Annotated in this window: 15 protein-coding genes and 1 pseudogene; 10 read left to right on the top strand and 6 right to left on the bottom strand. The window is 59.8% G+C overall.

All coding sequences use genetic code 11. The annotated features are described in order from the left end of the window. Nucleotides 1–158: 158 nt before the first annotated feature. Genes ROSERS_RS10655 through ROSERS_RS10645 form a run of 3 tightly spaced genes read right to left on the bottom strand, consistent with a single transcriptional unit; the run spans nt 159 to nt 3,721 of the window. On the bottom strand, nt 159–344 hold the full coding sequence (locus ROSERS_RS10655) for a hypothetical protein (RefSeq protein ID WP_041333480.1): 186 nt from the start codon (nt 342–344) through the stop codon (nt 159–161). Between the two features lie 24 nt (nt 345–368). Further along, a complete protein-coding gene (locus ROSERS_RS10650) occupies nt 369–2,198 on the bottom strand; it encodes an SLC13 family permease (RefSeq protein WP_011956787.1) in 1,830 nt (609 codons plus the stop codon). A gap of 8 nt (nt 2,199–2,206) precedes the next feature. Next, entirely contained in the window at nt 2,207–3,721 is a 1,515-nt protein-coding gene (locus ROSERS_RS10645) for a sensor histidine kinase (protein ID WP_011956786.1), read from the bottom strand. 180 nt (nt 3,722–3,901) lie between these two features. Here ROSERS_RS10645 and ROSERS_RS10640 point away from each other — a divergent pair, with 180 nt between their 5' ends. From ROSERS_RS10640 to ROSERS_RS10615, 8 genes and pseudogenes are all read left to right on the top strand, one after another. Beyond that, on the top strand, nt 3,902–5,224 hold the full coding sequence (locus ROSERS_RS10640; RefSeq protein ID WP_011956785.1) for a lactate racemase domain-containing protein: 1,323 nt from the start codon (nt 3,902–3,904) through the stop codon (nt 5,222–5,224). 156 nt (nt 5,225–5,380) lie between these two features. Beyond that, nucleotides 5,381–5,572: a hypothetical protein gene (locus ROSERS_RS10635; protein ID WP_198136376.1), complete on the top strand. Its 192-nt coding sequence runs from the start codon at nt 5,381–5,383 to the stop codon at nt 5,570–5,572. Then, a pseudogene (locus tag ROSERS_RS24965) lies at nt 5,566–5,875 on the top strand (type II toxin-antitoxin system PemK/MazF family toxin). The gene ROSERS_RS10635 and the pseudogene ROSERS_RS24965 overlap by 7 nt, the downstream one beginning before the upstream one ends. Before the next feature lie 51 nt (nt 5,876–5,926). Beyond that, nucleotides 5,927–7,861: a S9 family peptidase gene (locus ROSERS_RS10630; protein WP_011956783.1), complete on the top strand. Its 1,935-nt coding sequence runs from the start codon at nt 5,927–5,929 to the stop codon at nt 7,859–7,861. Between the two features lie 566 nt (nt 7,862–8,427). Then, nucleotides 8,428–9,195 carry a hypothetical protein gene (locus tag ROSERS_RS10625; RefSeq protein ID WP_041333475.1) on the top strand — a complete coding sequence of 256 codons (768 nt, stop codon included), beginning with the start codon at nt 8,428–8,430 and terminating at the stop codon, nt 9,193–9,195. Between the two features lie 93 nt (nt 9,196–9,288). Further along, nucleotides 9,289–9,723, top strand: coding sequence for a transposase (locus ROSERS_RS26810; RefSeq protein ID WP_232282816.1), 435 nt, complete (start codon nt 9,289–9,291; stop codon nt 9,721–9,723). Further along, on the top strand, nt 9,677–10,297 hold the full coding sequence (locus ROSERS_RS26805) for a transposase (RefSeq protein WP_232282815.1): 621 nt from the start codon (nt 9,677–9,679) through the stop codon (nt 10,295–10,297). The genes ROSERS_RS26810 and ROSERS_RS26805 overlap by 47 nt, the downstream gene beginning before the upstream one ends. After that, nucleotides 10,203–10,868, top strand: a complete 666-nt coding sequence (locus ROSERS_RS10615; RefSeq protein ID WP_232282847.1) for a carbon-nitrogen hydrolase family protein — start codon at nt 10,203–10,205, stop codon at nt 10,866–10,868. Before ROSERS_RS26805 ends, ROSERS_RS10615 begins: the two co-directional genes overlap by 95 nt. Here ROSERS_RS10615 and ROSERS_RS10610 read toward each other — a convergent pair. The 3 genes from ROSERS_RS10610 to ROSERS_RS10600 form a co-directional block, all read right to left on the bottom strand. Then, nucleotides 10,865–11,065: a hypothetical protein gene (locus tag ROSERS_RS10610; RefSeq protein ID WP_041333473.1), complete on the bottom strand. Its 201-nt coding sequence runs from the start codon at nt 11,063–11,065 to the stop codon at nt 10,865–10,867. The genes ROSERS_RS10615 and ROSERS_RS10610 overlap by 4 nt on opposite strands. Before the next feature lie 16 nt (nt 11,066–11,081). Next, nucleotides 11,082–12,239, bottom strand: coding sequence for a fructose-1,6-bisphosphate aldolase/phosphatase (fbp, locus tag ROSERS_RS10605; protein ID WP_011956780.1), 1,158 nt, complete (start codon nt 12,237–12,239; stop codon nt 11,082–11,084). A gap of 327 nt (nt 12,240–12,566) precedes the next feature. Beyond that, nucleotides 12,567–13,367 carry a hypothetical protein gene (locus tag ROSERS_RS10600; RefSeq protein WP_011956779.1) on the bottom strand — a complete coding sequence of 267 codons (801 nt, stop codon included), beginning with the start codon at nt 13,365–13,367 and terminating at the stop codon, nt 12,567–12,569. A gap of 389 nt (nt 13,368–13,756) precedes the next feature. Here ROSERS_RS10600 and ROSERS_RS10595 point away from each other — a divergent pair, with 389 nt between their 5' ends. Continuing rightward, entirely contained in the window at nt 13,757–14,698 is a 942-nt protein-coding gene (locus ROSERS_RS10595; protein ID WP_011956778.1) for a GNAT family N-acetyltransferase, read from the top strand. Nucleotides 14,699–14,741: 43 nt separating this feature from the next. Further along, the gene (locus ROSERS_RS10590) at nt 14,742–15,545 is read left to right on the top strand and encodes a ribonuclease activity regulator RraA (RefSeq protein WP_011956777.1); all 804 of its coding nucleotides are present in this window, start codon (nt 14,742–14,744) and stop codon (nt 15,543–15,545) included. The last annotated feature ends 38 nt before the right edge of the window (nt 15,546–15,583 follow it).

Here is a 15,583-nt window from a genome sequence, read left to right as displayed (position 1 = left end):
TGCGGGTCCTCAATCAAGAAAGCCATTATAGGAGATTACGGGCGTCTCTGCTGATGGAGTTGGCATCAGGATGCACCGTGATCCTTGAAACCGTGTAAAAGCAAGAGGCAACCCGACGGGTTGCCTCCGGGGGAGCATCTATGATCGGCGACGGAGCATCAGTCCTTCCAGTTTCCCGTCTCCCATTTCTTCAAGAACCGATCCGCCTCTTCCGGCGTGCGCACCAGATCGAAACCGGTGTCCACGAAGGGCGGATAGGTCTTTTTGTTCACCACGATGTCGTACAGAATACCGACCGCATCGTAGCCCCAGCCATAGAACTTTTGCCCGATCAGGGCGTGCACCAGCCCTTCCTTGAGCAATTTCAACTACAACGGAAACAGCACCGGCACTACCAGCAGCGACGCGATCAGCATCACCACTAGCAGTGGCGTCCCTACTCGCACGAAATCGGTAAAACGGTAATCGCCCGGTCCCAGCACCAGCGTGTTGACCGGTGATGCCACCGGGGTGGCGAAGGCGGTCGAAGCTGCAAGCGCAACAACCATGAGCAGCGGATACGGCGATACGCCAGATTCGATCGCTGCCTGCAATGCAATCGGCGCCATCAGCACCGTGGTGGCGGTATTTGAGATGAACTGGCTAAAGATCGCCGTGAGTATAAAGAGACCTGCCATCAACGCCAGCGGACTCACCGCGCCGAGAGTCGCAGTCAACCCGCTCGCAACAAGACTCATACCGCCTGTTTTGTCGAGCGCAGTCGCCATCGGCAGCATGCCAGCGATCAGCACCACACTCTCCCAGTTGATCGCCCGATACCCCTCATCCATCGACAGGCAGCCGGTCAGCACCATTGCCACGGCAGCCAGCAGCACCGCAGTGACCATCGGCATCACCTCAAATGAAATGAGGAGCAGCATGCCGATCATGATCGCCAGCGCAATCGGAGCGCGTCGGGTCAGCGCGCGTCTGACGGGCGGACGGCGCATCTCGCCGACAACCACAAAATCGTTGCGTTCATCGAGGAGAGATGCGATCCGTTCCCAGTCGCCCTGCACCAGAAGAGTGTCGCCGAAGCGCAGTTCCACCTGCGACGTCGGTGCATCGAGCGGCGCACCCATCCGCAGGATCGCCAGCACCAGCACCTGATACGCATCCTGAAAGCGCACTTCGCGCAACGTGTGACCGATCAACCGCGACCGCGGCGTCAGCACCAGTTCGACGATCCCGGTTTCTTCGGTGATCAGGTCATCCGGGTTGACGCCGGTCGCAAGCACGCGCACCTGCAGATCCTTCGCCAGACGTGCAACATCGTCCGCTGATCCTTTGACCAGCAGCACATCCATCGGCTTGAGCGTTATCTCGGAGCGTGCAACCTGTGGCGAGGCGATCATTCCCTGCGACGCTGGCGGCTCGACATCGACCACATTCACGCGATAGCGCGCCCGCAGATTCGCCTGCGCCAGCGTCTGCCCGACCAGCGGCGAGGCTGGTTCGACCTGCACCCGCGCCAGTTTGCCGGGAAGATCGTACAGCGCCAGCAGGGTAGCCGGGTCAATCAGTGTTTTTCCATCACGCGACGCACCCGATAGATGGGCGCGTTCTGGCAGCAACCGACGCCCAACTGTCGCCATATACGCGATTCCTATCATCAGCATCACTGCGCCAACCGGCGTGAACGAAAAGAAGCCGAAGGGCGTCATGCCAGCGGACTGGAGTTGATTGCTGACGACAATGTTGGGCGGCGTACCGATCAATGTCAGCATGCCGCCGATCAGCGAAGCATAGGCGAGGGGCAGGAGCAGTTTCGTCGGGCTGATGCCCGTGCGCTGCGCCAGGCTGACGACCACTGGCAGAAAGACGGCAACCGTGCCGGTCGAGCTCAAGAATGCTGAGAGAAAGGCGACGATCAGCATGATCGCAACGATCAGACGCGCTTCACCCGTGCCTGCAAGCCGCACCAGTTGCTGCCCCAGCGCATCGGCGACGCCGGTCCGAAACAGGCCCGCGCCGACAATAAACAACCCGGCGATAATCAGCACAATCGGATCAGAAAACCCGGCAAGGGCTTCGGCGGGCGTCAGAATGCCGGTCAGGAGCAGCAGCAGCACCGCCATCAGTGCAACCACATCCAGACGCAGACGATCACTGGCAAACAGGATGACCGTCAGCGTCAGGATGCCGAAGACGATGATCATCGCAGGGTTCATGCGGCATCGACCGTTTGGGGGGCAGTTTCAGGGGCGGGGTTGATCTCGAGCGGGGGTGTTCGATCCGGTTGAACCGCAAGCGGCAACAGCATCGTAAAGACGCTTCCCCTGCCCGGTTCGCTGGTCACCAGTACCTGCCCGCTATGCGCCTCAACTACTGAACGAACGATTGACAATCCCAGTCCCGCTCCGCCGCCGTTGCGACTGCGGGAACGATCCGCACGATAGAAACGATCAAAGATGTGCGGCAGATCCTGCGGCGCAATGCCGTATCCTGTATCGGCGACACTCAACACGGCATACCCGTCGCGCACTGTAAGGCTCAACGTCACTTCGCCGCCGGGCGGCGTGTGTTGAATGGCATTGACGCCAAGATTGAGCAGCGCCTGTTTGATGCGATCACGGTCGCCTGTCACCACTGCCTGATCCTCCTCGCCGATGCGGAGATGCACCTGCCCCGCCAGCAGACGCAACTCACGATACGTTTCAAGGAGCAGCGTATCGAGTTCGACAGGATCGCGACGGATCTGAATACCGGCATCGCTCCGCGCGAGCAAAAGCAGATCATTGACCATACGGATCAACCGGGCAACCTCACGGCGCATATCATCGAGCGACTCGTTCAGCAACTGCGGGTCGCGCGCCGCGCCGCGCGCCAGCACTTCAAGATTGCCCTGCATCGCCGTCAACGGCGTGCGCAACTCGTGGGACACATCGGCAATGAAACGACGCTGCGTATTGAAAAGTTCCTCCATCCGCGCCAGCAGATCATTGACTGTAATCGTCAGACGCTGTAACTCATCGGCGGCTGGCGGCACTGGAATACGCCGGCTCAGATCTTCGGCGCGCACAATACTCTGCGCCGTCTGAGCAATCTCGTCAATCGGACGAAATGCAGCGCGCGTCAACCACGCGCCGCCGCGTGCTGCCGCCAGCAGGACGATCACACCACCGAAGGTCAGCGCATAGAAGAGGAGTTGCAACGCATGTTGGGTCTCCGCCATTGAGCGCGCGACCTGGAGAACGCCGACGACCTCCTCGCGGCGAGTGACCGGATTGAAGAACCACAGTGGCGCCATTAACTCACGGACATGAATGTTCCCGTGTTCAATGGTCGTAATCTGCTCGCCGCCTTCGAGCACGCTGGCAAAGCGCTGCCGGTCGAGAGCAAGCGCCGTCGCCAGTTCACCATCGCCAATGTTCGGTGAACGACCGACAAGATCGCCGTCGGTATCGAAAAACTGGACGTACAGACTGGTCGCTTCGAAGTCGCGCACCGGCGGCTGGCGCAACAGAATGGCGCGCAACTGATCATCACGGAAGTAGCCGTATGGCGTCTGATTGCTCTCGGCGAAACCTCGCCGCAGCACTTCGACGCCGAGGCGCAACTCATTATCGACGCTGTTCAACAGCGCGCTGCGCACGATCAGGTACAATCCAACATGCAGCGCCAGTAACGCAATCGCAAAAAAGCCGACGTATGAAACTGTCAACCGGGTGCGTATCGACATGGCTTTGATTATAGCACCTTGGGCGGTTGTAGGGTTGGACGTTGAAGGTCAAAAGTTGCACGTTGAAGGTTGCACGTTGAAGGTTGCACGTTGAAGGTTGCACGTTGAAGGTTGCACGTTGTAAGGTTGCACGTTGAAGGTTGAACGTTGCACTCATCTGAACATCAAACAGGGACGACCATGCACGCACCAAACCGGAACGCCACACCCATCGATCTGCCGGAAAAAGTCTATGGATCCGGCGATGCAGCCCGTTTCCTCAGTGATGATGAGGTTGCTGCTGCCGTGCACGAAGGGCTGGATCCTATCGCTGTCGATGGGCGACGGGTGTTGCTCATCGTACCGGACGGAACTCGCACCGTACCACTGCCGCTGTTGTTTCGCTGCATCCACGCAGCCCTTGCCCCCCGCGTCGCCGCCCTCGACGTACTGATAGCGCTCGGCACACACCAGCCAATGACCCCTGCACAGATCAACCGGCATCTCGGAGTAATGCCCGGCGAATGGGAAACAACCTTCCGCGGCGTCCGCGTCTTCAACCACGAATGGTCAGACCCCGCCACATGCATCCCGGTCGGCGTCATCGACGCTGCTGAGATCGAAGCGTTGAGCAACGGACTGCTGGCTGTACCGGTCGAGGTGCGGATCAACCGGAAGGCGCTGGAGTACGACCATCTGGTGATCTGTGGACCCGTGTTTCCCCACGAGGTCGTCGGGTTCTCCGGCGGCAACAAATATCTGTTCCCCGGCATCAGCGGTCGTGAGGTAATCGACGTATCGCACTGGCTCGGCGCGTTGATCACCAGTTACGCCATTATTGGCGTGCCAGGCGCAACGCCGGTGCGCCGCCTGATCGACCGCGCGGCTGCGCTCGTGCCGACCCCGAAATGGTGCATTGCGGTTGTCGTGGCGCCGGAGAATGGACGGCTCTGCGGCATCTTCAGCGGGACGCCGGAAGAAGCCTGGCAGGCTGCTGCCCATCTCTCGGCGCAGGTGCATATCCGCTACGTTGATCGCCCCTTCCGGCGGGTATTGTCGATCGTACCAGAAATGTACCGGGATATGTGGACTGCCGCCAAGGGCATGTACAAACTCGAGCCGGTGGTTGCCGACGGGGGCGAGATCATCATCTACGCGCCGCACATCACCGAATTCAGTGCGACCCACGGCGCAACGCTGGCAGAAATCGGGTACCACGTGCGCGACTACTTTGTCCGGCAGTGGGATCGCTTCCGCCATTACCCCTGGAGCGTCCTGGCGCACAGCACCCATCTCGCCGGCAGCGGGGAGTACGACCCGGAGCGGGGTGAGCGCCCGCGTATCCGGGTAACGCTGGCGACCGGCATCTCGCCAGAACGCTGCGCCGCCCATCATGTCGGCTACTGCGACCCCGCGACGATCAACCCCGCCGAATGGGCAGGGCGCGAGGCGGACGGATGGCTCCTCGTGCCAAAAGCCGGTGAACTGCTCTATCGCCTGCGCAGTATCAAAGCCGCGACTTAAGAGCCTGTACAGATGATATACTTGAACGACGTGCGTCGCACCCTATCGGTCAAGCAAATGGAAACATTCAATCTGTCAGTGGTCAGACTCAGCGTCTGATAGAAAGGTAGAAACATATGAATGTGTATGATACGACTGTCACCAAAGATTCGTCAGTTGCCCGAGTCACTTGTGCAGGAAGTGAACGATTTCATCGACTTTTTGCTGGTGAGACAGGATAGCACTCGCTGGCAACTGTGGATTCACTTTACCGATGCGCTCACGCTTTCCGAGTCGGGCTTCGCTGATTACTTGCCCAATCTCGAAGACTACGAGAATCGCCTGGCACGAGGAGAAATCCAGTGGTGATCATCACGCGCGGTGACGTGGTTTTGTGTGATCTCAATCCAGTGACGGGTACAGAACAGGCTGGCGTGCGCCCTGTTGTCGTGTTGCAAAATGACCGTGCTAACGCCGTCAGTCCACATACCATCATTGCACCGTTCACGACAAAAATCCGTCGTGCGCTTTTGCCTTCCCATTGTATTCGTTCCCGCAGGCATCGGTGGCTTGACCCAGGACTCGGTTGTGCTTTGTGAGCAGATTCGGGTCATTGACAAGCGGCGAATCATCAAAGTTCCTGGTCATCTGGATGAGCCACATATGCAATAGATAGCGCACGCGCTGTCCGTCATTCTCGGTTTATGAACGGGAGAAACATCAATGTCCCATTCGCAGATCGCGCCATACGGTTCGTGGCGCTCGCCGATCACTGCTGCGCTGGTGGCAACATCGGGCGTTTCGTTGAACGACGTTGCTCTCGACGGCGACGACATCTACTGGCTCGAAGGGCGACCGGCTGAAGGCGGTCGGGTGGTCATTGTGCGGCGCGCCGCCAATGGAACGATTGCCGATGTGACCCCGCCCGGCTTCAACGTGCGCACCCGCGTCCACGAATATGGCGGCGCACCATACACAGTTGATCAGGGGGTCGTCTATTTCAGTAACTTTGCCGATCACCGGGTCTACCGCCAGCAAGCGGGTGAAACGCCAACCCCCGTTACTCCTGAAGCGCCGTTGCGCTATGCGGATATGACTGTCGATCGCGGGCGGAACCGTCTGATCTGCGTGCGCGAGGATCATTCCGGCGATGGCGAGGCGGTCAATGCGATTGTTGCCGTTCCACTCGACGGAACAACCGGGCAGCAGGTTCTGGTCGCAGGTTCGGATTTCTATGCCCATCCGCGTCTCAGCCCGGATGGAACCTGGCTGGCGTGGCTCTCCTGGAACCACCCGAACATGCCGTGGGACGCTGCCGAACTGTGGGTTGCGCCATTGCGCGAGGATGGCTCACCGGGAACTGCCGAACGGATCGCGGGTGGACCGGACGATGCCGCTTTTCAGCCTGAGTGGGGACCCGACGGCGCGCTCTATTTCGTTGCCGAACGTACCGGATGGTGGAACCTCTACCGCTGGCACGCTGGCAATGTCGAGGCGCTCTGCCCGATGGAAGCCGAGTTCGGTCTGCCGCTCTGGGTCTTCAGTGCACGCACCTATGCCGTCGAATCGGCGGGACGACTGGTATGCACGTATATCGAGCGCGGTGAGCAGAAGATGGCGACGCTCGACACGCAGAGCGGAATGCTGACGCCGCTCACTCTGCCATTCAGCGACTTTGGTTTCAGCGGTCCTCGCGCCGCCAATGGCAGGGTTGTCTTCATCGGCGCTTCATCGAACACGCCCTCGACGCTGGTAATGCTCGATCTGGCGAGCGATGCACTGATGACTATTCGCCGTTCGATGGATATCCAGATCGATCCCGGCTATATCTCGACGCCGCAGGTGGTGGAATTTCCCACCGAAGGCGGCGTGACTGCGTTCGGCTTCTATTATCCGCCGCACAACCGCGACTTTCGTGCGCCGGAAGGTGAAAAGCCGCCTTTGCTCGTTTTGAGCCATGGCGGACCGACCGGCGCAACATCGGCGTCGTTCGATGTCGGCATTCAGTTCTGGACGAGTCGCGGCATTGCGGTAATGGATGTCAACTACGGCGGCAGCACCGGGTTCGGTCGTGCGTACCGTCAGCGTCTCGACGGACGCTGGGGAGTCGTTGATGTGGATGATTGCTGCAACGCAGCAACATACCTGGCGGCGCAGGGTCTCGCCGATCCAGCGCGATTGATCATTGCTGGCGGCAGCGCCGGCGGCTACACGACCCTGGCGGCGCTCACCTTCCGCCGGGTGTTCAAGGCTGGCGCCAGTTACTACGGCGTCAGCGACCTGGAGGCGCTGGCGCGTGATACGCACAAATTCGAGTCGCGTTACCTCGACCGCCTGATCGGACCGTATCCTGAACGCATCGATCTCTACCACGCGCGTTCGCCGATCCACCATATCGAACAACTCAACTGCCCGGTCATCTTTCTGCAAGGACTGGAAGACAGAGTCGTGCCGCCGGATCAGTCCGAACGAATGGCGGCAGCCCTGCGCACAAAAGGGATACCGGTTGCATACCTGGCATTCGAAGGCGAACAGCATGGCTTCCGCAAGGCAGAGACGATCATCCGGGCGCTGGAAGCCGAGTTGTACTTCTACGCGCGCATCCTGGGATTTGAACCCGCCGATCCGGTCGAACCGATTCAGATCGACAATCTTTAGGACCACAAAGACGCACTCTACGACGCAGGATGGTTATCGAATGGTTATAGTCGCTGCCGACAATAGACATGCAGGCGCCTGCACGCGCCCCCGCGACCGTGGCGCGGCTGCGTCCCCAGATGCTTCTGGGGGCGCAGTTTTTTGCCAGAGATCGGGTAACGTCATCGTACAATGACAACGTCCATACAGCGTAGACCGAAATTTATTTCGGTCATCATGTGGGGATGCTGCTCCCGCCAGTCGTGATGGGGCAGCGCAGCGTAGACCGAAATTATGGAGATTGAGAATTAAATCCGGTATGCGCCTTGTGCCGTCGGGCTGAAGCCCTCGGCTATCCAGGGCGAAGCCCGCCTGCGCGGGCTGTAGCGGATTATTTACTCAAAGACCATTATTTCGGTCATCGTGTGGGGATGTTGCTCCCGCAAGTCGTGATGGGGCAGCGCAGCGTAGACCGAAACTTATTTCGGTCATCATGTGGGGCGCACCATTCCCAGGAGTTTTCCACCCCGTCCATTGGGTTCAACCTTTGCGAACAATGCTATAGACAACCAGCGCCAGAACGTCCTATGAACGAAACATTTCGCCCCCGTCCACAACCTGGCTGGCGACTCACGCAGACTGGCGGCGGTCGCCTGGTTCTGACTCCTGAGGGTATGCGTTTTGTGGTCGCTGGCGCGACGACGCGGCGCTACGCAAATGCCCAGATCGACGATTACACCGGTCTGCCGCGCCATCGCTTCCCCTGGCACGCGCCGCTGCGCCTGACGGTGGTCGCGCGAGTCGGGACGCCGGTTCGGGGAACGGCGGGGTTCGGCTTCTGGAATGCGCCCATTTCGCCGATCGGGAAAGTGTTACCGGTCTTGCCTGCGGCGATCTGGTTCTTCTACGCTTCGCCGCCTGCCAATATGCCGCTGGCATATGGCGTTCCAGGTTTTGGATGGAAAGTTGCGACAATCGACGCAACCACGCGCCGGGCGTTGCGCTGGGCGCCGGTTGCGCCGCTGGTGATGCTGGCAAATCGTCTGCCCGGCATCTACGAGCGCCTCTGGCATCATGTGCAGCGGGCGCTTTCGGTCAGCGAGGCGACCATCCCGCCGCCGGACGACACGTTCCGCACCTTCACCCTTGAATGGTTGACCGGCGGCGCGCGTTTTTTGATCGATGGTCAGGTCGTTCACGAAACCGACTGCGCGCCACGCGGTCGGCTTGGCTTCGTCGCGTGGGTCGATAACCAGTGGCTGATCGCCACACCGCGCGGTGAGTTCGGTTGGGGTCTGCTCGACATACCGGGGGCGCAGTGGATGGAGATTGCGCAGGTGAGGATTGAGAGGTGAGAAGTGAGAAGTGAGAAGTGAGAGGGCGATCAGAAAACCGGATTTGTGGTATCATGATGGCGACCATGCCGTTCTGATGAGGAGCAATCTCGTATGCCACGACGTGCGCTTCGATCCTCTCCAACCAGGTATGCGACCGATCTGACCGATGAACAGTGGGCCGCTATCGCGCCACTCGTCACCGCGCCGTCGCATGGCGGCGGGCGTCCGACCGAAATTGATCGCCGCGCGATCGTCAACGCGCTGCTCTACAAAAATCGCACCGGTTGCCAATGGCGCATGCTTCCAAAAGATTTTCCGCCGATGAGCTCCGTTCGCTCCTATTTCGACAAATGGAATCGTGACGGAACATTCATCAAAATCAATGATACGCTGCGCAAACTGGCGCGACAAGCGTTGAATCGCGACCCGGAGCCGTCCATCAGCGTTCTGGACTCCCAATCCGTCAAGACGACCGAAGCAGGCGGAGAGCGCGGCTACGATGGGGGAAAAAAAGGTCAATGGGCGCAAACGGCAATTCTGGGTTGACACCAATGGGTTCTTGGTGCGCGTGTTGGTCCATCCCGCCGATAGTTCGGATACTGAAGGCGCCGAGTGGCTTCTCGCCGCGCATCATCACTCATTTCCCCGGATGCGCGAGATTCGCGTGGATGAGGGATACAAACAAGGGTTAGATGAATGGCTGCAACAGAACACGGCGATACGCCTGAATGTTATTGAAAAACCGCCTGGACAAACGGGATGTGCGGTCATTCCGAAGCGATGGGTGGTGGAACGCTCGATTGCGTGGGCGGGACGCAATCGGTTGGAGGTTGGAGCGGCGAATAATTATTCGCCGCAACCGCAACCCAGAATCAAGCGAAGCCTTTCTTTATCTCGGTTCTATCGCAATGCTCCTGAATCGGCTCTATCCGAGATGTTAGTTTTTGATCACGCTCTGAGAAGTGAGAACAATGCGTGCGTGTCTTCTTCCACTGAAAATCGAGCCTCGAAATCCTTCGGTGAATATGCAGCATTTCCGGCGACGACTGGCAGAAGTGGCGCAGTATGCTCCCGATCTGATCTGTTTGCCGGAATGCGCATTCACCGGGTATCTGTATGAGCCACACGATCTCGAACAGTATGCCAGGCCGATACCCGGTGAGACGACGTCGATAGTTGCGGCGCTGGCGAGGGCGTATCGCTGCGCCATCTGCTTTGGGATGCTGGAGCGCGCGGCGGAAGGGTGGTATAGTTCCGCCGTCCTGGTGGAACCATCCGGTCGTCTGGCGCTTGTTCAGCGCAAGATGAGCGAACAGCCTCCCCTTGCCGCCGGTGACGACATTCACATCGTGGATACGGCGGCTGGCAGGCTGGCGATCCTGATATGCGGCGATCTGTTCGATGAGCGTGCCCGGACGATGCTCGGCGCCCGCGCAGACATTGTGGTTGTTCCGCTGGCGCGCAGTTTCGATGGAACATCCCCCGACACGGAGCGCTGGCTGCGTGAGGAGCGTCAGGCATACGCGGATGCCGTCAGAACCCTGCAGGTGACGGCGTTGATCGTCAATGCACTGGAAGACCCCACGCAGCCCGAAGCATCATTCGGCGGCGCAATGGTTGTCAGCCCGACAGGTGACATCCTGGCCGAGTCGCCGCACGGCACAGAAGATGCGTTGATCTTCGATGTTTAACTGCGCGCCTGCCGCTGCTGCTCAGCCAGTTCCGCCGCCTGACGTTCGAGCCAGGCGCGGATCTTTTCTTCTGCCTGCGGATCCCACTGTCCAGTGCGGATCAGCCAGTCGATGATCGCCCCTTCCACGTAATGTTGACGATCATCGATCAGGTGCGCGGCACGCTCCTCAGCATGTCTCCAGTCACAGATCGGCATTGCCCCCTCCTTTCAATCACGATGCAACGCTGGCGGGCAACGTCTCCACCACTTCGCCGCTCACCGCATGACCATTCACCGGTTGCCAGCGGTCTGCCAGTTTTTTCATCACCTCTGGAAGCGTGGTGTACTCCATTTCTTCCATCGGCAGACGATGCGGCTCGAACGGTCCATGACGGCGCAGATGATCGGCGATGACGTTGCACAAATGACGCGCCTCATCAAAACTGGGATCATCGAACATATCCCGCGGTCCGATCAACTGTCCCTCGGCGATCTGGAACCCTAACGCAATGACCCGCGGCGGTCCGTCAAAGCGCCCCGGATGGGCGTCTCCCACACGACACGGCATCAGCGGACCGTAGTGCGATCCGCGCATCCACCCCTCGACGATGTGCGGCATGGTGAATGGCTCCAGCACCTCGCCGACCGCCGGGAACTCGCCCTGCGCCCGCACGATGCACACCGGGTCGTCCTTCCCGACATAGCGCCCGGCAATCAGCGCCAGTCGTTGCGTTGACGAAACCGCACCAATCGCGCCGGTGCTCTTCGCCGTCACACGTTCGACGACGTAGCGCCCCGGTGCGCCAATGAAGACCAGCAGGTCGTACATCTCTTCCGGCGTGCTGAGGGTGATCGTCGTGCCCTTCCTGACATCCAGCACGCGGAAGCGAAACCCGTCGTGCATCGCCGGTGAAATCACCAGACCCGCCGTGTTGAACGGATCGGCGAACATGCGGAAAAGCGGCAGGTTCCACGCCCCTGCGCTGGTTTTGTCGGCGAAGAAGACAATGATCGGCTCCGATGGACGCTCGACAATCGTCATTTCGGCGATCCCCGGACCCATCCCGCGCACGTTGCCGGAAAATGCATCCTTCAGCAGGTCCTGTCCGGCGCCGTACAGTTTCAGTTCCTTCGCCACACGGGTGCAGATATCGAATACATCCCAGGCAAGCCGATGGACCTCATGGTTGTCGATCCCCAGACGATGGGTCATCAGCAACCCCAGGTCATCACCGCACGCAGTGACGTGGAAATCGATCAACATACCGCGACGACGCGCGATCTCCAGTTGCCGCCCGGCTTCGTCCTGCAACGCCGGATGGATCGCCGAATGCCCGACAAATCCGCCGACATCAGCCTTGATGCAACTGATCGTCAGTTCCGCTGCCATAGCGATTCCTCCTTCCTCGCTGGCAATCGGCGCGTGGCATCGTGCTGTGCCGTCTGGAGAAAAAAAACACGCGCCGTTGCGCCCGCTGCCGCACACGACACGGACGCCCACGCGTGTTGAGAGGTATTGCACATGTGCGCAGACACCGTCGTCAGCGGCACACCAGACGCGAACGGACTGCTCCGTTCAAGGTATAGTATACCCTATCTGAACCTGATCCGACATAGTGTCGTCGCTTCTTAACCTATGGTTGCGTTTCGACAACACTGAGTGGTATCTGAACAACAGAGAGATAGAAATGCGCATCATGCGCACGTGAGGAGCAGGTCAGGCAACCGGCGCCTGACGCCGCACCAGAATGAGCGCGACAATCGACAATGCCAGCAATGGTATGTGCAACACCCCCATCCACCACACTGCCGGATCGAACCACGACATCATATTGACGAGACCGTAGGGCAGTGCGTTGAATGCGGTGATGCGATAGGCAAGCGGCGGAACGTTCGGTAACGCAACGATCAGCAAAAACAGAAAGACCGGCGTCGTCAGGCAGTACGAGAGACCATATGCCGGTGAGGTGAGCAACAGGATCGGATTGAAGTCGGGGTACACGACACCGTCGATGACCGCAGCTGGCGACCAGAATGCCAGCAGCGCAAGCGGCAGCAACAGATAGTGGCGCCAATCCAGGTTGTTGAACGAAATGTTGAGACGGTTCTGAAAGGACACCGCCAGCCACATCACTCCCAGCAGTGCGCACGCAACCAGGTTGCCCGTGTGCACGACATAGCCGTAGGACTCGGTAACACCCTGCGACTGAACCCACCCGATCACCAGGTAATTCACCCCCATATACGCTGCCAGGGCGCGACCGGCAGAGGCAGGACGCAGCGCAATCAGCACGATCAACCCGATGGTGGCAAGGTGAAACAACGGCGCCAGCAGGGTGTACGGCGCCGGATTGTTGGTGACGAACAGGAGTTCCCTGATGACATTCGAGGTTTCCTGCGGCGCATACGGTTTTTCGGTGGAGAGCGGCAGGAAGAAGATAATCAGCAACAGCAGATATGTCAGCGGATACACCCACCGATGGGTCTGCGGTTTCGCGGCTGTGCGATTGACGAGCATTGGAGAAACCTTTCCTGACAATTGCCCGTGTTGTTACAGGAATAACGCACGATGTCATCATCAGCGTAGCATAGTGGCAGGGATGCATGGATTGAGGTATGGTTGGCGTGAATGGCGATTCGTCAACCAGGCGGCTTGAATCGAAGAGCACCACATAACCGTAACGTTCAACGTTCAACGTTCAACGTTCAACGTTCAACGCTCAACGTTCAACGTTCAACGTTCAACGTTCAACGTTCAACGTTCAACGTTCAACGTTCAACCCGCAACCCGGCTCGCCTCTTACCCCCGCATAAACAAACCGCCACCCCGCCAGCCTCCAAAAACAGGTATACTGAACATAACACCGGTTCAACGTCGAACAGGATCGTTCGTGAAAGGAGGCGACAATGAAGCCGCCTGCGAGCCATCCGTATCGTCACCCCGACGATCTTGAGGGGGTGATAGACCTGATCCTCACGTGCCGCGCCGAAGCGCCCACCGATCCCTGGCCCCCCGTTCACGACATCCGCGCGCGGCTCAGTGCACAACCCGGCATCTCGAACGATGCACGGGTGTGGGTCGATGATCGTGAACGTCCTGTCGCTTTCGCAATGATCTGGGAGGGTAACATCTTCCTGTACCACGCTTTGCCACAGGCTGGCGACGAAACGCTTGAGATGCATGCGCTCACCTGGGCGACTGAACGGGCGCGCACTCTTGCGGAACAGTGCGGCGAGCGCACCGTCCTCTGCGTTCCTGTGCGTGATGACGACCATCACCGCATGGCATTGCTGGCGCGCGCCGGTCTGCGTCTCGAGGAGTGGCATATGATCCGTATGCGCCGCTGGCTCCATCAACCGATTGCCGATCCTTCCATTCCTCCCGGTTTCACGCTGCGCACCGTCGCCGGTGAGTCCGAAGCGCCTGCGCTGGTCGATCTTCATCACGCCGCATTCGCAACTGCATCCGAAACGGTGGCAGAACGGGTGGCGTGGATGCGCAGCCCGGCATACGATCCGCGGCTCGATCTGGCGGCTGTTGCGCCGGACGGTGCGCTGGCGGCATTCTGTCGCTGTTCGGTCTGCGCGGAGGAAAATACGCGACCTGGATTCAGTGCTGCCTGGATTGACCTGATCGGCGTGCATCCCGCGTACCGACGACGGGGCGCAGGGCGCGCGCTGCTGCTGCTGGCGTTACGAACCATGCGCGCGATCGGGATCGCGCAGGCGCTGCTCAGCGTTGGGAGCTGGAATACCCCGGCGCAGCGCCTGTTTGAGTCGTGCGGATTCGCCGTCGCCTGCCGCATCGTCTGGCATGTGTACGATGCAGAGATGGAGATGGCGGTATAATGGCGCAACCATGCGCAGGTTGCTGACGCGCCAGGAGGATGGAATGATTCCCAACGAGATTGTCAGCGTTGATCGGCTGCCCCCCGCCGACATCACCCTGCCGGTTCAGGGGCGCATTGTGCGCCCTGAGCGGGCGCTGATCGAGCAGTTGCGTGATGTGAGCAGCGCGGCGGCATGCGCAACGCTCTATGCCATGGGGATCCGCTCCGCGTTCATCCATGGTCCACTGCCGCGCACTCCCGGTCGCAGGGTCGTCGGTCCGGCGGTGACACTCCAGTTCATGCCGCAGCGCGAGGATATTCCTTCGGGCATGGGCGCGGAACACGCCGAGAAGAGCAGTGCGCTATGGCAGGTGTTTGAGACGATTGAGCCGGGTGATGTGCTGGTTGTGCAGGCGTTCGGCGATCTGTCCACCGGTTGCGTGGGTGAGATGTTGACGACGTACTTCAAAGGGCGCGGCGGTGCAGGCATGGTTGTCGACGGGTGCGTGCGCGATTGGGCGCGCATTCGGGAACTCGATGTGCCGTTGTGGTCGGTCGGGTTCACACCGAACTACACCACTCAGGGCGGTCTGATGCCGTGGGGCTTCAATGTACCGGTGGCATGCGGACGGGCGCTGACGCTGCCGGGTGACATTATTATTGCCGACGACGATGGGGCAGTGGTTGTGCCGCAACAACTGGCGAGCGAAGTGGTGCGGGTAGCGCGTCATCACGCGGAGTGGGAAGATTTCAGTCGCATGAAACTGGCGCAGGGCGGCTCACCCCAAGTCTACTATCCGCTGAGCGACGAAGGTCGCCGCGAGTATGAAGCGTGGCGTCAGGAAAGGTTGACGGGTGAAGGTTGAACGTTCAACCTGCAACGTTGAACGTTGTGCGGGAAAGA

Origin of the sequence: Roseiflexus sp. RS-1, assembly GCF_000016665.1 — a bacterium.
In the GTDB taxonomy this organism is placed as follows: domain Bacteria; phylum Chloroflexota; class Chloroflexia; order Chloroflexales; family Roseiflexaceae; genus Roseiflexus.
The sequence above is the reverse complement of the archived record's forward strand: the minus strand, read 5'-3'. Positions and strand labels throughout refer to the sequence as shown.